The following is a 22,887-nucleotide window of genomic DNA, read 5'->3' on the forward strand; positions in this document are numbered from 1 at the left end:
TATTAAAGTGTAACCTGTAGTCCGAATGAAAGAGATCTGCGGTAAGGATAAACCCTTCCGAATGTTCTTGGATCATTGGATCCTGTAGAAGTATAATCCATTTCAGGATCTATACTGATCTCTCCTAAATTATCCTTTTCAAACAGGTTTTCACCGCTGAAATACACACGTGCTTTGTTAACCTTAACACGCTCAAGGAGACGGGAAGGTATAGTATAACCAAATGTCAGGTTCTTAGCTCTCAGGTATGACATATCAAGAAGATATTTGGTCTGTCTTAAGAAATTGGTAGTATTAGCAGTTTGGCCAACATTTGACGGACGCGGGTAAAATGCTCCCGGATTTTCAGGTGTCCAGTAATCTAACTGGGAAGCATACCATCCTTCGCCAATTCCAACACCAGGAACGGTAGCTGGTGAGTGTACCCAAAGTTCACGCTTTCCAACACCCTGGAAGAAAATATCAAAATCAAATCCTTTCCAATCTGTTCCTAAACGTAAACCATACTGATAACGAGGGGTAGAGTTACCTATTACACTCTGATCTCCAGGATTGTCAACTGTATTCGTACCCTGTGAAATTACTCCGTCACCATTCAAATCTTTGTACTTAACATCACCAGGACCAAAGAAGAAACTTGAAGTTTCAAACTGTTTTTGATCAGGAATACCCGCTTTTAATACATATCTGCCACTCACTAAAATCAGGTTTCCGCTGGCATCCTGCTGGAAATCATCTTTAGTGAAAAAACGATCAGTTTGATATCCCCAGATCTCTCTAAGATTCCTTCCCTCATAATTACTTGTAACTGTTTTGGTGGAATTAGCGAACCTGGTTAAATTTTCATTGAAATCTGATAATGAACCTGTTGCATTGAAGCGAAATCCATTGTCGAAGGTATGTCTGTAATCTAATGCAAGTTCCCAACCTTTCACCTGCATCTCGCCGTAATTCCTTTGAGGCGCTGATGCACCAAAAGAGTTCGGTAAGGTTACACCTGCACTGATCATATCACTTGTAGTTCTGTTGTACCAGTCAAAGCTAATACCAAAACTTTCGTTAAAAAGACGGGCATCAACTCCAAAGTTCAGATCAGTTACTGTTTCCCAGGTCAATGAAGGTGGCACAATGGTCGGAGTACTTACACCGATCATGTTTTTACCACCAACCAGCCAGTTAGAATTACCGGTAGACATCAGTGATAAAAAAGCATTACCTACATTCTGGTGACCTACCGTTCCCCAGGATCCGCGGAATTTCAAATTTGATAAAACCGGCCTGGCAAAATCCATAAATTTCTCTTCACTGATCACATAACCTGCGGATACTGAAGGAAAGAATGCGTAGCGATCATTTGCTGGGAAACGCGATGAACCATCATACCTTCCGGTAACTTCAAATAGATATTTGTCCTGATAAGTATAATTCAATCGGCCAAAAACCCCATTGGTTGCCCAGTTAGTATGAGATCCGCTCGTAAACTGATCTCCTGAAGTTAAACCAAGTTCTCCCTTGGCAGGATCCATCAAACCTCTTCTCTCAGAATATTGAGAACCGTATTCATAGGTTTCTGCTTCACCACCCATCATCACTTTGAATGCGTGATCTTTTATTGTTTTTTGATAGGTAGCTACAACTCTTCCATTATTTGAAGAAGAATAATCAGAACTATAAATTACCCTGTCGTAAGTAGCAGAAGTATAAGGTCTGTATGTTAAAGCTGCTCCAGTTGACCAAAAGTCAATTGCTGAAGCTACTCCACCTACCTGATTACCTCTGCCAGTATTACCACCATAGGTGTAATCTGCATCAACTGTTAAGCCTGGTATGATTTTGAAGGTTCCTCCAACAGAAACACGAGAAAAATTATTTCTGTCTTCATTCATATTCGATTGTCTGACTTCATCGACTGCATTTCTGAAAGCCTGACCATTATAGGTTCCATATGGAAACTGGGTTGGCCATCTGTACAGGTAATATAAAGGATCGTAAGTAGAACCACCATAAGAATAGGGCTCAGTGGTAAGCGTATTTGAAGTTAACATTCTTCCCCTGGCGCTAAACCAATCAGTTATATCTGAATTTAAATTTAACGTAAGGTTATAACGGCTGAATTCATCAGGGTTTACTTTAAGAACTCCAGTCTGACCAAGATATCCAGCTCCCAGATTATAGCTTATTTTATTGCTACCACCACTGAATGAAAGATCATGTTTTTGCTGAGGCGACCACTTATTCATAAATTCCTTTCCAGGATCCCATTCACGGTATGGAAAGAAGAATCCATCCCTGATCTCGAAATCACGCCCAAGAACCATTTCAGGACCCAGATCCTGTCCGCCATACGTTTGTTTCCATTCACGCATTTTTGTAACAGCTATATCATCAACATACATACCAACAACGCCATATCTTGGGAGAGTCGGATTAGTACGTCTGTAAGCTAATAAAGCCATTTCAGCACCTTCTGCAGCCGGAGCCATTTCTGGTGTTTGAGTTGGAGTAGCCATTGAAACGTTATTTGAATAGTTAACCCTTGTTGGTGCACCTTTCTTTCCTGATTTGGTAGTGATCAAAATCACTCCCCATGCAGCACGGGTACCATAGATAGAAGCAGAAGCAGCATCTTTCAAAACTGAAATAGCTTCAATATCATCGGGGTTAACATTCTGAAGATCCGTAATTTCTACGTTATCAAGCAAAATCAATGGCTGAGCGCCACCGCCATTTAAAGATCCGGATAATCCTCTAAGTCTGATACTAGGATTTGAACCCAATGCTCCACTTGGAGAAGTTATGGTTAATCCAGGAACTGCGCCCTGAAGAGCACGAACAACATCAGTTGTTGGTCTTGACGAAAGTACCTCAGCAACATCCACTGTAGATATCGCACCGGTTAGGGTTGCTTTTTTCTGGGTACCATAACCAACTATAACCACTTCGTTTAGTGATTTGGTATCAGTACGAAGAACAATATTGATCGTATTAGCTGTTCCAACTGTACGCTCCTGAGGAAACGCACCTATAAAGCTGAATTGTAATACAGCTCCCTGATTTGCCCTGATAGAATATTTTCCATCCAAATCTGTGGAAACCCCTGTTGATGTCCCCTTGATCTTTACAGATACACCGGGCAGGGAAATGCCATCATTATCGGTAACACGCCCAGTTACAGTGATCTCCTGTGCTGAGGCATTTATTACCAATAAAAAAACGGCAAAAAACAACATTTGTAATGCTTTTTTCATAGATTAATTTTTTGATTAGTTCATAAATTCAGTTAACATAATGGAATTCTGAGAATCGCATTATGCATCAGTCAAAGTTTAATTAAATTGCACAAATACGCAAGTAATTAGTTCAAAAATTTGATTTATTGAGAAGAATGCAAACAAATAATTTAAAAAAACAAAGTGTATAAAGTACACTGAATTTTTATAAAATATTGCCTGAAATGCATTAAAAACAGATAAATATAATTTTAAGCTATAAAAAAATATCGCTATTCAGAAGCTAAATCACGGAAATAAAACATGCATTAAATTGCAGGTTTAAACATCTATATACAGCTACTGAGGTATTTTTTAGCAAAAAATTATCAAAAAATCTAAATTTTTTCCCTGATTTGTAGAAATCCTGAAGAAACACGCAGGTTTTCATGGTGTGATTCCAATGAAAAAAAGCTTAAAATTTTTCCGGAATCTTAAAATTTCAAGTGCTGATAAAACGATAGAAATGAAGGGTAAGCGCTACAATTAAAATCTAAGTGCTGATAAAAAACCAGTCATATATATTAGGAGTAAATTTAATTTACCAGGTCCATTTAAAACTTGACACAACAGGAAGGTGATCTGAATATTCAACAGCAAGAGTTTCTTGTTTTTTAACCTTGTTCAGATGTGCTTTACTAAGCATAATAAAATCAATCCTGTTTAAGGGTTTAACTGCAGGATAGGTAGGTCCGGATAAATAACTGACATCAGCAAAAAAACCCTCAAGAGCCAAAAGCTCTTTTGTGCCAGGCCGGGCATTAAAATCGCCGGTTAGAATTACAGGGTTTTTATTTCCACTGAACATCTTCACAATCTCTTCTGATTGCTTCAATCTTGACCTCTGGTCGCGATAATCCATATGAACAGTTGCAAAGCTGATCTCTTTTCCTCTTTGAAAAATGCTCGCGCTCAACAATGCCCTTGTTTCAGGCTTTCCTGCTATGGTCACAGAGATCCTATTATTTTTAATAGTATGAAGTGGATATCGTGATAAAACTCCAAGACCATATGAACCTCCGTCAAATGCAAAATGACGGGCATAGGCATAATGCATTCCGGTTTGCTCAGCCAAAAATTTCATCTGATCGATTTTACCTGAACGATTGCATACACTGTCGACTTCCTGAAGACCAATAATATCCGCCTTAGATGCCTTAATAAATTCGGCAATCTCCCTAAGCTTATCCTCATTCTTTGAATTTTGCCCGACATGAATGTTATAAGACATTACCTTTAAGGTTTGTGAATTTAACTGGGAAATCCCGGCGGAAAATATCAGAAAAACGGCAATAATTCTTTTCATGATACAATTTTAGATAAATTTTTACAGCTTTTGGGTGAAATGTTTATCGCTTAAAAGCATTGAAAATTTGATTATCGCGGCTTTAAAAAAAGATAATTTATAAGCAATTCCAAAGGATAAAATTTTTGTAATTATATTTGCATCTCACCTAATATAGTCAGACTCTCAGATGGCCCGATTAAATCTTCTCGAAGAAACCCGATTCGAAAAACTTCCTGTTACCGTTTATGCAAACCAAGATATTGCTTCTAAAAAGGTAGCACGCCGTATTACAGACCTAATTGTTAGCAAACAATTGAAAGGTGAAAATGCAATCCTTGGACTTGCAACCGGAGTTACACCAATAGGAGTTTATCGCGAACTTGTACGTATTCACAAAGAAGAAGGTATTAGCTTTAAAAATGTGATCACATTCAATCTTGATGAATATTTTCCAATGAAACCCACATCGCCACAGAGCTATGTGATATTCATGAAAGAAAATTTGTTCAATCATATTGATATAAATATGGACAATGTTCATATTCCGGATGGAACATTGCCAATTGAAGAAATTCATGATTTCTGCCTTAGTTATGAGCGGAAGATCACAGAATTAGGCGGACTTGATCTCCAGATATTGGGTATCGGTCGTACCGGTCACATTGGTTTTAACGAACCGGGGTCGGCACCAAATTCAGGGACCAGACTGGTAACTCTTGATGATCTTACCCGCAGAGACGCTTCACGCGATTTCGGAGGAAAAGAAAATGTTCCTACCAAGGCAATTACCATGGGTATCGGCACAATTTTTAAAGCCCGCGAAATAATACTTATGGCCTGGAATCAGAAGAAGGCTTCTATCATTAAAAAAGCGGTTGAAGGTGAAATTTCTGCTGAAGTTCCGGCAACCTACCTGCAGCTTTCTGAAAATGTAGAGTTCATAATGGATCAGGACGCTGCTTCAGAACTAACAAGGTTTAATACGCCCTGGCTCGTTAAAGATTGCACATGGGATGTACCAATGATCAAAAAGGCGGTTATCTGGCTTGCCAATACGCTGGGAAAACCAATTCTGAAACTTACTGAAGAAGATTATAACAACCATGGAATGGCACAGCTGGCAACCGAGAAGGGGCCGGTTTATAATATCAATATTCATATTTTCAATAAACTTCAGCATACCATAACCGGATGGCCGGGGGGAAAAGGTAATGCTGATGATACACAAAGGCCTGAAAGGGCGGTCCCTGACAAAAAAAGATCGATCATTTTCTCACCGCATCCTGATGACGATGTAATTTCAATGGGCGGAACTTTTATCAGACTTGTTGATCAGGGTCATGATGTGCATGTTGCTTACCAAACTTCAGGTAATACCGCTGTTTGGGATGACGATGCGCTAAGATTTGTTGAATTCGCAAGAGATTTCAGCAAATCCATAGATCTGGATACTAATAAACTCGATGAACTTTATGTTTCTATGCGTAAGTTCATGGAAAATAAACAACCTAATCAGGCTGATACTGCAGAGATTCAGACATTGAAAGGTTTGATTCGTAAAGGAGAGGCAATAAGTGGGGCCCGTTTTGCCGGACTTAAAGATGACCATATACATTTTATGGCTCTTCCTTTTTATGACAGAGGAAAAACAACACGTAAGCCTGTTGCTGAGGACGATATCCTAATTACGATGGACTTGCTCGATAAAATAAAACCACATCAGATCTTTGCTGCTGGCGATTTTGCTGATCCGCATGGCACCCATAAGGTTTGCTTTGATATCATTATTCAAGCTCTCGAGCGTCTGAAGGATAAAGAATGGGTTAAAGATTGCTGGTTATGGCTATACCGTGGTGCATGGCATGAATTTGAGACCCATGAAATCCAAATGGCTGTGCCTCTCTCACCTCAGGAAGTTGAACGTAAGAGATTAGCCATCTTTAAACATCAATCTCAAAAGGACAGACCTGTATTTCCAGGTGATGATGCCAGAGAATTTTGGGTACGTGCAGAAGACCGCACACGTGAAACTGCTAAATCATATGACAAACTTGGTTTGGCTGAATATGAAGCGATGGAAGCATTTGTCAGATGGAAATTTTAATCGCAGTCTGAAAAAGGGAATATGAGGATCAGATTACTATTTATTCTAAGCATCAGTATACTGTGCCTTAAAACCTTTGCACAGCAATCGTCGAGACCGAATATTATTGTAATCTTAACAGATGATCATGCGGTAAGTACTATTGGAGCATATGGTTCCAAATATGGGGCAACACCAAACCTTGATCGCCTGGCAAAAGAAGGAGCCCTTTTTAACAGGGCATTTGTGGTCAATTCCATTTGCGGTCCCAGCAGGGCAGTACTATTAACAGGCAAGTATAGCCACGTTAATGGGATGAGAGATAACCGCGACAGGTTCGATGCTTCACAGGATGTGTTTCCGGCACGACTGAAACAATCAGGTTTTCAAACTGCCTGGATAGGAAAGTGGCATTTAGTGTCATACCCTCAGGGATTTGATTACTGGAATATATTTCCGGGCCAGGGTCTTTATTATAATCCCGCCATGATCAGCATGAAAGGTGATACTACCAGGCAGAATGGTTATGCTACTGATATCGTAACGGATATGACCATAAACTGGCTCAATAAACGTGATGAGTCAAAACCGTTCTTTGTTGTTGTGGGTGAAAAAGCTCCGCACCGCACCTGGATGCCCGACACTTCCGATCTAGGCAAGTTCGATCATATTAAATTTCCCTTACCAAAGAATTTTTATGATTCCTATGAAAAGCGTATCGCTGCAGAAATGCAGGATATGTCCATTGAAAAAACAATGAAACTGGGTTATGATCTTAAGATGAAAAGCGATCCCGATGCAACTGCAGAAGCTTTTATCAAAAGAATGAGCCCGGAGCAACGTAAAAAATGGAATGCCTATTATGACAGGATCGAGGAGGACTTTCTGAAGAAAAAACTAACAGGAAAGGCTTTATCCGAATGGAAGTACCAACGGTACATGAAGGATTACTACAGTACGACCCTTTCACTTGACCGGAATATTGGTAAGATCCTGGCTTATCTTGATGACAACAACCTGACTAAAAATACCATTGTTGTTTATACGTCAGATCAAGGTTTTTATATGGGAGAACATGGCTGGTTCGACAAACGATTTATGTATGAAGAATCGATGCGAACCCCATTGATCATCAGATATCCAGGCGTAATAAAACCAGGAACCGTCTCAAACCAGATAATATCAAATGTTGACTTTGCTCCCACTTTTTTAGATGCAGCAGGTATTTCCATTCCAAAAGAAATTCAGGGCCGGTCAATGATGCCTTTATTAAGGGATCCAAAAGCGAGCATCAGAAACTCTGCTTATTATCATTTTTATGAATTTCCGGGTGAGCATAGTGTATTAAAGCATTTTGGGATACGTACAAGCCGTTATAAACTGATTCGTTTTTATGATTATAAAAATTTCTGGGAGCTTTATGATCTGCAAAAAGACCCTAATGAGATGAAAAATCTTTATGGCCAGAAAAAGTATGATGCAATTACAGCAGATCTTAAAAAGCAGCTTGAGCAACTTTGTATTGAAAATAAGGATAAGGAAGCATTAAATGCTTTAGCTCAAAACCTGTAATAATTAATTAAAACATAATTGTAAATACTATAAAGCAATACTATCTTTATGGTATGTCTGAACCTTCAATCCTGCAAAAGTCTCCAGCAAGGCTCTTATCCCTCGATGTTTTCAGGGGCTTAACAGTGGCTGCAATGATCCTGGTTAACAATCCCGGGAGCTGGTCAAGTATCTATGCTCCTTTAAAACATGCCGAGTGGAATGGCTGTACTCCCACAGATCTGATATTCCCTTTCTTCCTGTTTATTGTCGGGGTATCAATAAGTTATGCACTCGGAAGTAAAAAAGGTAATACGAGCCAGTCCAAACTTATATTTACAGCTTTCAAAAGAGCATTGATCCTCTTTGGACTGGGTCTATTTTTAAACCTGTTTCCAAAGGTATTTACTGAGCCCATGGAAGCTCTTAGCGCAGTTCGAATTCCCGGTGTTCTTCAAAGAATTGCAATTGTGTTCTTTATTACAGCATTGATCTTTATAAAAACAAGTCAAAAAACACAGCTAAGATTATTCATAGGAATCCTGATCGTTTACTGGGCACTCATGACCCTTGTTCCGGTACCCGGAGTTGGTTATGCCAATCTTGAAAAAGAAACCAATTTAGGAGCATGGCTGGACCGCAGCATACTCACTGAAGCTCACCTTTGGAAATCGGCTAAAACCTGGGATCCGGAAGGAATCCTGAGCACTCTACCAGCTGTTGCAACCGGCTTATTCGGCTTGCTGATCGGTACATGGCTGAGACGTAAGGACAGAGAAGAAAGCGTCAAAATTTCATGGATGTTCTCTATTGGAGTATTGGCCGTCATTCTGGGGCTGATCTGGGATCTTTGTTTCCCAATAAACAAAGCACTCTGGACCAGTTCATTTGTATTATATGCGGGCGGATTAGCTACCATCGGACTAGCCTTATGCTACTGGCTCATTGATGTTCAGGGTTACAAAAAGGGTACAACACCCTTTGTTGTTTATGGCGTGAATGCAATCACAGTCTTTTTTCTTTCTGGCCTGATTCCAAGGATATTAACGATGATCAAAGTAACTATGCCTGATGGGACAATTGTAAATTCAAGAGTATGGATGTATGAAACATTCTTTACCCCTTACTTTTCACCGGTCAACGCATCACTTGCAGGGGCCATTACCTTTATCCTGATATGGCTTGGCATTCTTTGGTGGATGTTCAAAAAGAAGATTATAGTTAAAGTTTAATTTTTTGGCTAAATTGCAGCTCCAATTATTTTAAGAATCATATATGAGAAGTATTAATAAACTCTTTACCTTTTCGGTAGCGATAGTTATTGCTGTGTCCGGAATGGTCACCGCTCAAACAAAAGTCAAGAGCAAAGCGAGTCCTGCATCCGAGATTATCCCACTCGATCCGGCAGTAAGAACGGGTAAACTACCTAACGGATTTACTTATTATATCCGTAAGAATGTTGAGCCTAAGAACAGGGTTACTTTATACCTTGCCAATAAAATAGGCTCCATTATGGAAAATGATGATCAGCTTGGACTGGCGCATTTCATGGAGCATATGGGCTTTAACGGAACAAAGAATTTTCCGAAGAACGACCTTGTTAATTACCTGCAAAAAACAGGCGTGCGTTTTGGTGCCGACCTGAATGCATACACAAGTTTTGATGAAACAGTTTATCAGTTACCTATCCCTTCTGATGATCCTGAGATCCTGAAAACTGGAATTCAGATCATGCGCGACTGGGCACAGGATGCAACATTAGATGATGCAGAGATCAATAAGGAGCGCGGTGTAGTTTTAGAAGAAAAAAGATTAGGAAAAGGTGCCCAGCAGCGTATGCAGGATCAATATCTTCCAATGATCTTCAATAACTCGCGTTACTCAAACCGTTTGCCAATCGGCACAGAGGAGGTACTAAAGAATTTTACTCCGGCCACTCTCCGTCAGTTTTATTCTGATTGGTATCGTCCGGATCTTCAGGCACTTATTGTTGTTGGAGATATCGATGTAGCTGCAATGGAACAAACGATCAAAGCTAAGTTCTCTGATCTTAAAAAACCTGCAAAACCACGTTTACGTACTAAATATTCAATTCCATTGCTCAACAAGAATCAGTTCATTGCTGTTACAGATAAGGAATTCCCTGTAAGCGTTGCTCAGATCATAATCAAGCATCCTGAATCAAAACTGATCACTAAAACTGATTACAGAAATAGTATTGTCAGGTCTTTATTCAACCAGATGCTGGGTGCCAGGTTTGCAGATCTAAGCAAGCAGGCAGATCCCCCGTTCCTTCAGGGAGGGGCTAATATCAGCGCATTTTTAGCTGGTTTGGATAATTACAGCGCATTTGTTGCAGCTAAACCGGGAGAAATGGAAAGAGGTTTTAAAGCTGTGCTAACTGAAACAGAACGTGTACAACGTTTTGGATTCACACAAACAGAATTAGACCGTGCAAAACAATCGTATTTAACCAATATGGAATCTTCTTTCAAGGAGAAAGATAAAACCCCATCGGCAAGTTTTGTGAACGAGTATCTTCGTCATTTTCTTGAGCAGGAGGCTAGTCCTGGTATTGCTTATGAGTTCAATCTGGCTAACACTTTAACAGGAGGAATCACTCTGGCCGACCTGAACGGATATTCCAAAAAGTATATCACTGATGTGAACCGTGATGTGATCATCATGGGACCTGAAAAGGATAAAGCTAATTTACCTGATGAGGCAACTATTGAAAAATGGATCAGCGCAACTAAACAAAGTAATGTTACTGCCTATGTAGATCAGGTATCTGATAAACCACTACTTGCTTCCAAACTCAGCGGAGGGAAGGTTATTTCTGAAGCAAAGACTGCTGAAATTGGTGTTACAGAGCTGAAACTTAGTAATGGCATAAAGGTGATTTTAAAGCCAACAGACTTTAAGAATGATGAGATCAGTTTCACAGCATTCAGTCCGGGTGGTACTTCACTGTACAGTGATGCAGATTTCCAGTCGGCAGCTTATGCAACAACAATTATAAGGACTGGTGGTGTTGGCGAATTTAATTCTGTTCAACTTCCAAAGTTACTTAGCGGTAAACGTGTTTCTGTTAACCCTTATATTGCAGAAAGATCTGAGGGAATCTCAGGATCAACCACACCAAAAGATCTTGAAACAGCACTTCAACTTACCTATCTGTATTTCACAGCGCCACGAAAAGATGCAGAAACCTTTAAAGGATTGATCGCACAACAGAAAGGCGGACTTGCAAACAGAGGAAATGATCCAAACAGTGTATTTGCAGATTCATTATCTGCTGTATTAGGCAATTACAATGTTCGCCGTACCGGACCATCTATAGAAAAACTAGATCAGATAAACCTGGATAGAGCATTTGATATTTATAAGGAGCGATTTGCTGATGCAAGTGATTTCACCTTCGTATTTGTAGGTAGTTTTGACCCGGAAAAGATCAAGCCATTACTTGAGCAGTATTTAGGATCATTACCATCTATTAGCCGCAAGGAAGCTGCAAAAGACCTTGGTATAACTATTCCAGCAGGAAAAATTGATAAAAAGATTTATAAAGGCCAGGAACCAAAAGCAAGTGTTCGTCTTGTTTTCAGTGGTGATTATACTTATAGTGAAAAACACAACAATCAGCTGGATGCTTTAGCTGAAGTCCTTACAATCAAACTGATAGAACGTTTACGTGAAGATGAAGGTGGAGTTTATGGTGTTGGTGCCCGTGCATCTTATACCAAATTTCCGAAAGGCAGATACACCTTCAATATTTCATTTGGATGTGCGCCTGAGAATGTTGAAAAACTGATCAGTTCTACATTGGATGAAATAAATAAGATCAGACAGAACGGTGCTCTGGCATTAGATATTGAGAAATTCATTGCCGAAGAGACACGTTCTACTGAAACCCAGATAAAAAACAATGGTTTTTGGTTAGGTTATCTGACAAATCAATATCAAAATGAGGAAGATCCTAAGCAGATCTTAACTTATCTAGAGTCATTAAAAGAATTGACACCTGAATTCCTAAAGGCTACAGTTCAGTACAGATTGTCAGATAATTTCATCCGCATGGTATTACTTCCAGAGAAATAGTATCAAAAAAAAATAATCAATAAAAAGCCGGTTCAAGATCTTTGAACCGGCTTTTTTTATACAATTAAGCTCAAAACTGAACAGTCGCTGAGACAGCATTGGAATGCTGACTTTCATTTTTAAGGCGATCAATAGCAGTAACCACATAAATATAGCTGTGGTTAGCACTTACTGCATTATCTGTAAAAGTTGTTACAGCTGAACTGAAAGAGATATTCAGGATATGATGAGCCTGTTCAACATCGATCTTTTCGCCGCGATTGAAACGATAAACAACATATCCATAGGCCGTATCTCCATCACTTGCCTCAAGAGGCTCATTCCAGCTTATTTCAACACCTTTTGGAACCAGCTTTGCCCTTAGTTCACGTGGTGCATTTGGATTTACTGCATCAAGCCATGTCATGGCAGGTTGAAGTGCAGGGTAGCGATAGAAGTTTGAACGCAGGGAATCCTGAACACCTGCAAGATTATTGGTTACTGATTTGGAACTAAAGAAAACACTGCCCTGAACATTTTCATTTTTTCTGAGATACCTGATCTGATCAGGTATCTGCCTACGATTACTCCATCCCGGGCGGTTTTCCATTGCCCTGTAAACACCCTGCCCAATATATACATGCTTGCCAAAGGCATTATTACTCCACCAGTCGACCAGTTTATCATAAGGTGCCACCTGGTAACCAAAAGGAAAATAAATCTGAGGATTCAGGTAATCAAGCCAGCCTGACTGGGCCCATTTACGGGCATTTGCATATAATTTTCCATAACCGTCAAAGCCATTACTTTCAGACCCTTCAGGATCCTGGGTTTTATTCCGCCAGATACCGAATGGACTTATCCCAAATTTTACGTACTTTTTTGCTGCATGAATGCTGTCTGAAACCACGTGAATTAAGGTATCCACATTATTACGTCGCCAATCGTCAATATTTTTAAATCCAGCGCCATATTTGTAAAACGTTTCACTATCCCTAAGTGGCTGATTAACTTCAGGATAGGGATAGAAATAATCGTCAAAGTGTACCCCGTCAATATCATAATTTTTAACCACATCCATAATTACGCCGACTATATACTGGCGAACCTCCGGAAGTCCGGGGTTGAATAACTTTTTACCTCCATAAGTAAAGAACCATTCAGGTTTCTGCTTGGTAATATGACTGGCACTGGTATGTGCATCAATAAGGTTAAAAGTTGCACGGTAAGGATTAAACCAGGCATGCAGCTCCATTCCCCTTTTATGGGCTTCTGCTATGGCAAAATCCAATGGGTCATAGTAAGGTACAGGAGCCTGGCCCTGATTTCCGGTTAAAAATCGGCTCCACAATTCACGACCCTTTCCATAAAGTGCATCAGTTGCCGGGCGAATCTGAAGCATAATTGCATTCACGCCGGTCTTTTGATGCTGATCAAGAATCCGAAGAAACTCGGTTTTTTGAATATCCGCACTTAACCCAGGCCTTGAAGGCCAGTCGATATTTGCAACGGTAGCAACCCAAACGCCTCTGAATTCACGCTTTGGATGAATAGTACTTTGAGATTTGGATATCAATGGAACAGCAATAATGAATGCAATAATGAATAATATGTTCTTTAGCATGAAAAGAATAATCTGGTAAGCCGGTAAAGATAATAATCTAATTTATTGCTTTAAGCCAAATTGGATTAGAATTGATTGATATTAAATCAAGTGATAAAAAATAATATATAGGGGAATTAAAAATAAAATCCTAAGTCTTAAACAATATATTTGTTACATCTGAAGTTAAATTATATGATTTTACATGGACATATATAATCTATAACAAATCAATTGCACATGGAAAACCAGGAACAACCCACACGAAAAGACTCAAATAAGATCTATTTTTTAATTGCTGTTATTCTTGCTTTATTAGGAACTAATACCTATTTATTCTTTAAGGATAAAAAAGCTAATGACCGAATTGTGACCATAAGCGACGAAAAAACCAGAATGCAGACTGAAATTGATAAAATTGAAGCTGAACTGGACAATGCCTCCAGCATGAATATCAAGCTTTCTGAGGAAATGAAGACTGAGCAGGAAACTGCAAGGAAACAGATCGAAAAGCTAAGAACAGCTCTTAGACAAGGTCAGCTTACCCAGGGACAACTAGCAAAAGCTCAGGAGGATATTAAACAACTAAAATACTTTGTATCAAAATATAGCTCAGATATTGAAGCATTAAAAAAGCTTAATGCCAATCTAACCACTGAACGTGATGAATTAAAATCAACAGTTGATTCTGTTAGTTTTAAAGCTTCCGATCTTGAAAAACAGAACGAAGAACTCAGTACGAAAGTTAAGGCTGCTGCCGCTTTAAAAACAGGTAATATTTCTATACTTGCACTGAATGTGAAAAGTAGTGGCAAAGAAAATACTGTTACCCGCGCCAATACGACCGATAAATTGAGAATAAATTTTTCAATCGTTAACAACGAACTTGGGGTCAAGGGATTGCACAATATTTATCTGAGAGTGGTGGACCCAAGTGGTAATTTAATTATATCTGCTAATGGAGGGATGTTTAATTCTGATGAAGAAGAGCTCCAATACACCTATAAAACCGCGATAGAATTTGCCAATGATGGCAGAACGTATACAATAGACTGGGCAAATAATGGAAACTTCCAAAAGGGAAATTATACAGTCATTTTATATTCAGATGGTTATTCGATGGGTAAAGGATCTCTTGCTCTGAAATAAATTGCTATTGAACATAACATTTTCAGGAAAATATTCTGCCTGAATTTATGCCCGTTTCATATTTAATGGAATGGAAATAAAGAATGTTGTTCCTATACCTGGTATGGTCTCAAATCTGATGTTCCCATCAATACTCTTAATAGTTTGTTTTACAAATGCAAGTCCTAAACCAGTACCTGAACTTTTTGTTGTGAAGTTAGGTGTAAATATTTTCTGCCCCAGTTCTTCTGATATTCCGCTTCCATTATCCCTGATTTCGATGTGCACCTGCTCATCCTGACAGTATAATAAAATACGAATAATACTCCGGCGCTTTTCAGATCTGGCTTCTATTGCGTTCTTGATAAGATTATTAAAGCATCTTAAAAGTTGATCCTTATCTGCTTTTATTATTACTTCAGACCCACTGGTATCTTCAAGAATAATGGTGGTATGTTCAAATTGCCTGTAAAGTACAATAGATTGTTCGATGACATCCTGAATTTTCACATTCTCTAATACCGTATCAGGCATTTTGGCAAAATTAGAAAACTCTGATGCGATATGGGCCAGACTCTCAATTTGCTCAATAAATGACTTACTGAACCTTTCGAACTTCTCATCAAACTTTGGATCCTTCTCCTTCCATGATCTTTCAAGCAGCTGTACACCCAGTTTAAGAGGAGTAAGCGGGTTCTTTATCTCATGGGCCACCTGCTTAGCCATCTCACGCCAGGCTGTCTCACGTTCAGATCTGGCAAGCTTCAGCGCACTTTCTTCAAGTGCAGCAATCATAGTATTATATTCACTGACAAGGTTCCCTATCTCATCATTCCGCTTCCATAAAATAGGTTCGTTCTTGCGGCCAATCTTAGTTTCACTCAGACTTTTTTGAACAAGTGTCAGAGGACTGGTAATACGATTTGCAACAAACACTGCGAAAAAGCCAATTGCGACAAATACCAGGGCATAAACATTGATCAGAGCATTCAGGAATATCCCAATACGATCCTGATAATCTTTCTCATTGGAAAAATAAGGAAGCCCCAGATAAGCAATTTCATCGTTTTTACTATTTCTTAGAGGAACATAAGCAACGATAAAAGAGAGCTCGCCAATACGTTCTGTGTTTATATATTCTGATTTTTGAAGCCTGTTAAGATATAAATAAGATATGGCGTTCATTTTAGGAGCAATGAGCTCATTCTCATATATCTTTGGTTGAGTAGAAAGAATTAATCTTCCATTCAGGTCAAATAGGTTTAGGTCAACACCATTCATGTCAGCAAAAGCATTAAAAGCTACCTCTGCCTGTTCATCCGGCGCTATAATTCCGTTATTGACCAGCTGTTTATTAATTCCGGCAGAAATTTTGGTTAGCTTATCAAGTACCAGCTCTTCCTGCTGCTCACGATATTGCTGACTAATATTGTAAAATGTGATAATCCCCGTAATCAGCAGGGTGATCACAACTGCAAAAACCATCGATACCTGGATCCTTGTTTTATACAGCATCTTATTTGTCTTAATAAGATAGTTCCATCTAAAATTACGAAAGCTGATATTGTAATGGAGTAAGCCATACCATAGCCATCGAATGACATAAAGAAAACTGGAAAAGAATAGTAAGACAAGAAAGATGAATGAAACCGAAGCAAGCTGATTAAGTACACTATTTCCTTCCTTACTGACAATAATGAGCTTACGCGGATTCGGCTGATAGACCAGATGATTATACTGCAGGCCACTTTCAAATTTATTTACGAATATGAAATCTCTGTTTTTCCCTTTAAAATCATAATTTCTAAGGTTATAGACATATTTTCCATGCTGATTCAACAATCTGCCATCATTATAATAGGCATAAGAATAATCACTAAGCTGGAGATCGTCCTTAATTTTACCGTCAACAAGTAATTCAGGGAAAGCACCTACCTCGTCGAGCCGCTTTGACTTTAGTTCCAAAACCAGGGTACCAACCTTATTGTTTTTATCTTTTATAGGCAATAAGGCGAAGTATTGCTGAAATCCAAACGTATTATTCCTTTGATAAAAATAATCTGAAACTTTAACAGAGCCTTTCAGTACCAGGTTTTTGAAGTTTGATAACTGCTGGCTCCTATCTCCTTTAAAGAACACATCCCACTCATTGTATTCATAAGCTTCAAAATCATATCTGGAAAGATAGCCAGCCATATATAATTTCACCAGCCGATTCTTTAATGCATTATGACTTGAAAGCGGATTTCTGAAGTAATCAATTATAAATTTATCATTCAATATTTCCTTTTCCAGATTCATGAAAAGCAGTACAGCATTTGGATCCGCTGAGGATTCCAATTTCCCTGCCAGCAGCTTACGGCTTTCACGCTCCTTTAAAAACTGGAATTTCGCAAGTTTTAAGGAACCGATCAGGGCAAAGATCAGGAGACAGACAATAAATGTACTTGTATTTATCTTACCCTTATATTTATTGAAGGAAGCGCCGGCAAGCAAGAGAATGACAGCAAAAAGCAAAAAGTATACTGAAAATTCGGAAAAGAAGGTTCGATAAATAAGAGCTAGAAACAATCCTCCGGCAAAAATCAACAGGCGCTCTCTGTTGTTTAGTGTTAAGGTAGAGGTAAATGCCAGGGCAGACATAATGATCAGAAACAGATTCAGGATTGCAAAACAAAAGATCACAACACCAAACCAGTTTAACCATGTTGAATTTAATATGTTCCCAACATCAAAATTAATATTGGAATTGGTGATGAGTCCAAAGAACAACTCATTGGTTCCATAGCCAATAGCGCAGATCACTAAAGCTGATATGATAAATATCAAATAACTTATAGTTTTACTATAAGGAACTTTTGGTGCTAAAATCTTATACCGGTAGGCATATACAAAAGAAAGTACCCAGGTAAATGCGAGGATATTTAATAAAAATTCTCCGATTGATGGAAAGAAATAACTCGAAGCATAATATTTGGGGTTAAAAATCTCAATCTCAAAATTTCTGCTGAAATATCTGTAATGAAGGTCAATAAGCCTTAAAGTAATAATTGAACTAAATAAAAGAAAGATAGCCCACTTAACATACCCCTTTTCAGCGATCGAAACACAGAGACTAGTCAAAAATATTAGCCCGAACAGGACTGATAATAGCCACATGAACAGCTCAATAGCCACATAGAATGAAGGGGAAGCATTTGACTTTAATTTAACTGAAAACAAATACTTACCTTCCAGATTACGGACATTATACTCCTCCTTATCATCTAAGCTTGCTATTTCAAGGCTATTGGAAGCCAAAAGATCCTTCGCGAAGTTATTTCGGAGATATTCATTCTGGTAAGGGTAGTCGGCCTTGACCGGTATAAAACAAACAACTGAAAAACCTCCCCAGGATCTTTTTATGGCTTCAAAGTAGCCATTCCCTCTATGAATATAATTGCTGCCTTCCTTTAAGAGGCTGTCTGATTCAAGCGCAATTTGGATCCCACTCCAGAAAACAATGTGACCACTTTCATAGGTATTAATAAAGATGTTCTTCTTCTGACTGAATTCCGAAATCAGATACTGCGCCCATGCTTCATTATTCTGAACATTTTTAAGAGAATCACGAAATGCGGTATTTCTTAAAATAGTATTGATCAATTCCTCTTTCTTCTGAAGGCGTCGTTCAACTTTTCCAGCTTCCAGATTAAGAATCTCCTGCTTCTGAATGGTATATTTAATAGTCAAAGCAGTGCAAGCAAAGCCAATTGCTAGCATAAGCAGAAGAAACCGAACTTTAAAATTTCCGCTCAAGAATGATTGAATTAGTAAAAATCTGACAAAAGTATACCTGCTCAATAATCAGGCCTGATATCGGAAGATCTTGAATAATTCTTCTACAAGGCGGCACTGAAAGTTGGGATAGTACGATCAACTTTCTTTACAAGGCCCTGTAATACATTTCCGGGTCCTACTTCAGTAAAAGAACTTGCTCCATCATGGAGCATTTTTTCTATCGTTTGTGTCCAGCGAACTGCTCCGGTCAATTGTGCGATCAAATTATGTTTAATACTTGCCACATCATTGTATGGTTTAGCATCAATATTCTGATAGATCGGGCAAACAGGTTCGTTAATTTCTGTATTCTCAATAGCTGATTGAAGTTCAACACGTGCAAGCTCCATTAAAGGAGAATGAAATGCTCCTCCAACATTTAGCTTTAATGCTCTCTTTGCTCCTGCAGCAAGCAATAACTCGCAAGCTTTATCGATACCTTCTATGGTTCCGGAAATAACCAGTTGCCCAGGACAATTATAATTGGCAGGAACAACGATATCGCTAACCCGCTGACAAATATCTTCAACAGTGAAATCATCCAGCCCAAGTATTGCTGCCATTGTAGATGGCCTTACCTCGCAAGCCTTTTGCATGGCATTAGCCCTTGCACTAACCAAACGCAATCCGTCTTCAAAAGATAAAGCATTTGCTGCCACCAGTGCAGAAAACTCGCCAAGAGAATGTCCGGCCACCATATCTGGATTAAATTCATTTTTTAGCTCTTTTGCCAGAATAACAGAATGCAGAAAGATGGCAGGCTGCGTGACATTGGTCTGCTTCAGATCTTCATCTGTTCCATTGAACATAATGTCGGTAATCCTGAAACCCAAAATTTGATTGGCACCTTCAAATAGATCTCTGGCTGTGGATGAATGATCATAAAGATCTTTTCCCATCCCTGCAAATTGGGCACCCTGACCCGGAAATATGTATGATTTCATATTAAATCAATCCAATAAATGTAAATTAATAAAAATAGTTGTCGGTTTTAACTTAAGCTTGCGGTTATTAAGCGCAAAAATTCTGAGCGTGTTGTTTCATTTACGAAAGCTCCTGTAAATGCAGAGGTAGTGGTCACAGAATTCTGCTTTTGAATTCCTCGCATTGACATACATAAGTGTTTGCACTCAATGACAACAGCAACTCCAGCGGCATCAAGCGTATTTTGGATACAATCACGTATTTCATTTGTTAAACGCTCCTGAACCTGTAAACGCCGGGCAAAAGAGTCAACCACTCTGGGGATTTTACTCAAACCAACAATATAACCATTAGGTATATAGGCAACATGCGCCTTCCCAAAGAAGGGCAGCATATGATGTTCACACATAGAGAATACTTCGATGTCTTTTACAACAACCATTTGGCTATAATCTTCCTTAAACATGGCACTACGAAGAATATCTTCCGGTTTAGTGTCGTATCCATGAGTCAGAAATTGCAAAGCCTTAGCCACGCGGATAGGTGTTTGAATAAGACCTTCACGAGATGGATCTTCACCCAACTCAGCTAAAATTGCCTTGTAATGAGATGCTATACGCTCGATCTTAGCGGGGTCGTAATGGTCGATCTTAGTATACCCATCTATTTTTTCTTCTGCAGAGTTGTTTTTTACGTCCATTATCAGATGCTTGAGTTGAAATTAGATCAGCCGAAATATTCTACAAAATTATTTTCAGTTTCGAAAAGTTTCACAGAATGCAATATAGCACCCTGACCATCGATATGCGGTTTAAGAACATCAAAGATTGTAACTGCCAGCACCTCGGTTGAAGCCATCTTCCCTTTCATAAAGTTCACGTCAAGATTGATGTTCTTATGATCCAGAACATCCGTTACGTAAACTGTGATGATCCTTTTCAAATCTTTCAGATCAATCACAAATCCTGTTTCCGGATTGATCTCTCCTTTTACTGTGATGAACAGTTCGTAATTATGGCCATGCCAGTTTGGGTTGGAGCATTTTCCGAATATTTCAAGATTTTGTTCATCGCTCCATTCTTCGCGGTATAGCTTATGGGCAGCATTAAATCTTTCCCTACGGGTAATATATATCATTTTCAAAAAATTAAAATACAAATATACTCAAACTAAATAGCATGGTAATAATTGAATCAATAATCAAATTGGCTATCGCTGAGAGGGTTTATTGACATAATCACTTAATGTTTTAGGGCAGGAAGAAATATGGCTTAAATAAATCGAAAATAATTTAACACAATTATGACAATCTTTTGTTTCAGTTAATATGTGTATTCAGGTTTTGATTCCAATTATATAAGAATGAGAAATTTATGAATTTGAAAATAGAATAATAATTTATAAAAATGATCCCAGAGTCAGCTATTAAAGTGATAAGAGTCACTTATTCGGACCCTATTAATATCGAATTTTGTCAGATAAAAGTAAAAAAACAAACAATTATGAAAAAATTAAGCCTAAAATATGTTGCGGCAATGAGTTCAGTTATCCTGGTTGTAGGGTATTTGGGCAGCTGTACAAAAGGAGACCAGATCCTGGATATCCCACAGACCATCAATAACAACACCGATTTGGTGTCTGTCAAAGTAACCACCCCACCGGTAATAGATGGTACTATCGACGCGATATGGAGTAATAGTCCAAAATTGCAATTCAGCACCGCTGTTCCGGAAGTAACGGGCGATGTTTTTAGAAGCTATACCGGAAATGTAATTTCTAATGTTACATTACGATCAGCTTATGATCAAACAAATATTTATTTCCTTCTTGAATGGCTTGATCCAACTCAATCTTTATCCCGTCAGCCATGGTATTATGATCCCGCTACTAAAAGGTGGGCACAGGAAATTGGTGCTCCAACATTCAGCGCTACCGGTGCCATTATAAGACCGGCCTTTTATGAAGACAAAGTTGGTTTCCTTTGGAATATCAATAACTCTGTGGCAGGATGGAGTACAGCAACCTGCTACAAATCCTGCCATACAGGATTGCCGGCAACAGATGGCTCAAGCCGTCACTTTACCAATTCTGCCACTGAAAAAATTGATATGTGGCATTGGAAATCTGTGAGAGGCGGAGTAAACGGAGGTTTTCAATTTGAAGATCAAAACCAGATCAACAAATATCCAAACGGCAGACAAGGTGATCCGGGAAATGATGTATATGCTAATAATGTCCAAAGTCTCTTTATCACAGGTTCTGCTCCTGCCCTGGCAGTTTCTGTCCCTAAATATGTAATTCCGGCAAAATCAAATTATGGCTGGATATTAGGAACTGAAATTACTGCCGGCACCGCTAAATTAGTTACTGCAGTTTCTGCAACAGGAGAACTTACTTTAAGTGATGGTACCACAATTGACCCGAATACAGGTACAGATTATCAAAGAATCGGACTAGGCCTCGGTGCAAAAGCAATTCCAGGTCTTACTATTAATTCTTATACAGGTAGCCGCGGTGATATTAGCTGCAAGGCTATCTATACCGGTAGTGGTTGGATACTTGAATTTACAAGGGCTCTAAAAACTGCTGATAATATCTATGATGTTGATTTTTCAGACTTAGCAGATCAGTATTTTGGAATAGGAATATTTGAGAATGCACAGATCGCTCACTCTATAAAACCTAACCTGATACTGAAGTTTAAAAAGTAATTGTCAGTACCAATCAGGAAAACCTAAAATCTAGATCATGATATACAATAAAAAAATATACGGGTTTTTAGTTGGCATTACCATGTTAGTACTCATGGGTTGTTACAAAGACAAAACCGTGCTGTTTGATACGGGTGAGGAAATAACCAGAGCGGTAAGTTTTTCCGCAGATATTGTACCTGTTTTAAATAAAAGCTGCAATACCAGTGGTTGTCATAGCCCTGGCGGTAAATCACCGGATCTGTCAGCTGTAAATGCCTATGCCTCTTTATCAAATGGTGGTTTTGTAAGCCCCGGTGAGCCGCAATCCAGTGTTGTATATCTGTGGATGACCGGTAAAAAAGGAACTCCCATGCCGGTAAGCGGAATCAATAAGGAATACAATGCACTAGTCCTTGCCTGGTTAAAACAAGGCGCTCAAAACAACTAAT

The 22,887-nt window shown here is 38.8% G+C and carries 14 protein-coding genes; 7 read left to right on the top strand and 7 right to left on the bottom strand.

Translation table 11 applies throughout. From position 1 onward, the window contains the following. Positions 1 to 2 precede the first annotated feature (2 nt). The gene (locus BLR27_RS05035) at positions 3 to 3,248 is read right to left on the bottom strand and encodes a SusC/RagA family TonB-linked outer membrane protein (protein ID WP_090701216.1); all 3,246 of its coding nucleotides are present in this window, start codon (positions 3,246 to 3,248) and stop codon (positions 3 to 5) included. A 562-nt stretch (positions 3,249 to 3,810) separates the two neighbouring features. Further along, positions 3,811 to 4,575, bottom strand: a complete 765-nt coding sequence (locus BLR27_RS05040; protein ID WP_090701221.1) for an endonuclease/exonuclease/phosphatase family protein — start codon at positions 4,573 to 4,575, stop codon at positions 3,811 to 3,813. A gap of 169 nt (positions 4,576 to 4,744) precedes the next feature. Between BLR27_RS05040 and nagB the strand changes: the two genes are divergently transcribed. From nagB to BLR27_RS05060, 4 genes are read left to right on the top strand one after another with little or no spacing between them, the layout of a single operon-like run. Further along, entirely contained in the window at positions 4,745 to 6,661 is a 1,917-nt protein-coding gene (nagB, locus tag BLR27_RS05045) for a glucosamine-6-phosphate deaminase (RefSeq protein ID WP_090701224.1), read from the top strand. A 21-nt stretch (positions 6,662 to 6,682) separates the two neighbouring features. Further along, positions 6,683 to 8,212 carry a sulfatase family protein gene (locus BLR27_RS05050; RefSeq protein WP_090701228.1) on the top strand — a complete coding sequence of 510 codons (1,530 nt, stop codon included), beginning with the start codon at positions 6,683 to 6,685 and terminating at the stop codon, positions 8,210 to 8,212. Between the two features lie 53 nt (positions 8,213 to 8,265). Continuing rightward, positions 8,266 to 9,423 carry an acyltransferase family protein gene (locus BLR27_RS05055; RefSeq protein ID WP_090701232.1) on the top strand — a complete coding sequence of 386 codons (1,158 nt, stop codon included), beginning with the start codon at positions 8,266 to 8,268 and terminating at the stop codon, positions 9,421 to 9,423. Between the two features lie 43 nt (positions 9,424 to 9,466). Beyond that, positions 9,467 to 12,292: a M16 family metallopeptidase gene (locus BLR27_RS05060; protein WP_090701234.1), complete on the top strand. Its 2,826-nt coding sequence runs from the start codon at positions 9,467 to 9,469 to the stop codon at positions 12,290 to 12,292. Between the two features lie 70 nt (positions 12,293 to 12,362). Here BLR27_RS05060 and BLR27_RS05065 read toward each other — a convergent pair whose 3' ends face one another. Next, positions 12,363 to 13,895, bottom strand: coding sequence for a glycoside hydrolase family 10 protein (locus BLR27_RS05065; RefSeq protein WP_090701238.1), 1,533 nt, complete (start codon positions 13,893 to 13,895; stop codon positions 12,363 to 12,365). Between the two features lie 219 nt (positions 13,896 to 14,114). Here BLR27_RS05065 and BLR27_RS05070 point away from each other — a divergent pair, with 219 nt between their 5' ends. Further along, positions 14,115 to 15,023 carry a hypothetical protein gene (locus BLR27_RS05070; protein WP_090701241.1) on the top strand — a complete coding sequence of 303 codons (909 nt, stop codon included), beginning with the start codon at positions 14,115 to 14,117 and terminating at the stop codon, positions 15,021 to 15,023. Positions 15,024 to 15,068: 45 nt separating this feature from the next. On the opposite strand, the gene BLR27_RS05075 is transcribed toward BLR27_RS05070, so the two are convergent. The 4 genes from BLR27_RS05075 to BLR27_RS05090 form a co-directional block, all read right to left on the bottom strand. Further along, entirely contained in the window at positions 15,069 to 18,800 is a 3,732-nt protein-coding gene (locus tag BLR27_RS05075; RefSeq protein ID WP_143007699.1) for a sensor histidine kinase, read from the bottom strand. Positions 18,801 to 18,883: 83 nt separating this feature from the next. Beyond that, a complete protein-coding gene (gene fabD, locus BLR27_RS05080; protein WP_090701249.1) occupies positions 18,884 to 19,765 on the bottom strand; it encodes an ACP S-malonyltransferase in 882 nt (293 codons plus the stop codon). 47 nt (positions 19,766 to 19,812) lie between these two features. Beyond that, a complete protein-coding gene (gene folE / locus BLR27_RS05085) occupies positions 19,813 to 20,445 on the bottom strand; it encodes a GTP cyclohydrolase I FolE (protein WP_090701252.1) in 633 nt (210 codons plus the stop codon). Between the two features lie 26 nt (positions 20,446 to 20,471). Next, complete coding sequence (locus BLR27_RS05090) at positions 20,472 to 20,882, bottom strand: 6-pyruvoyl trahydropterin synthase family protein (protein WP_090701255.1); 411 nt, start codon at positions 20,880 to 20,882, stop codon at positions 20,472 to 20,474. A gap of 365 nt (positions 20,883 to 21,247) precedes the next feature. Here BLR27_RS05090 and BLR27_RS05095 point away from each other — a divergent pair, with 365 nt between their 5' ends. Both BLR27_RS05095 and BLR27_RS05100 read left to right on the top strand, forming a co-directional pair. After that, on the top strand, positions 21,248 to 22,456 hold the full coding sequence (locus BLR27_RS05095; protein WP_176767612.1) for an ethylbenzene dehydrogenase-related protein: 1,209 nt from the start codon (positions 21,248 to 21,250) through the stop codon (positions 22,454 to 22,456). A gap of 37 nt (positions 22,457 to 22,493) precedes the next feature. Beyond that, positions 22,494 to 22,886: a hypothetical protein gene (locus BLR27_RS05100; RefSeq protein WP_143007700.1), complete on the top strand. Its 393-nt coding sequence runs from the start codon at positions 22,494 to 22,496 to the stop codon at positions 22,884 to 22,886. Position 22,887 lies beyond the last annotated feature (1 nt).

The sequence above is a fragment of the Daejeonella rubra genome, assembly GCF_900103545.1.
Taxonomy (GTDB): domain Bacteria; phylum Bacteroidota; class Bacteroidia; order Sphingobacteriales; family Sphingobacteriaceae; genus Daejeonella; species Daejeonella rubra.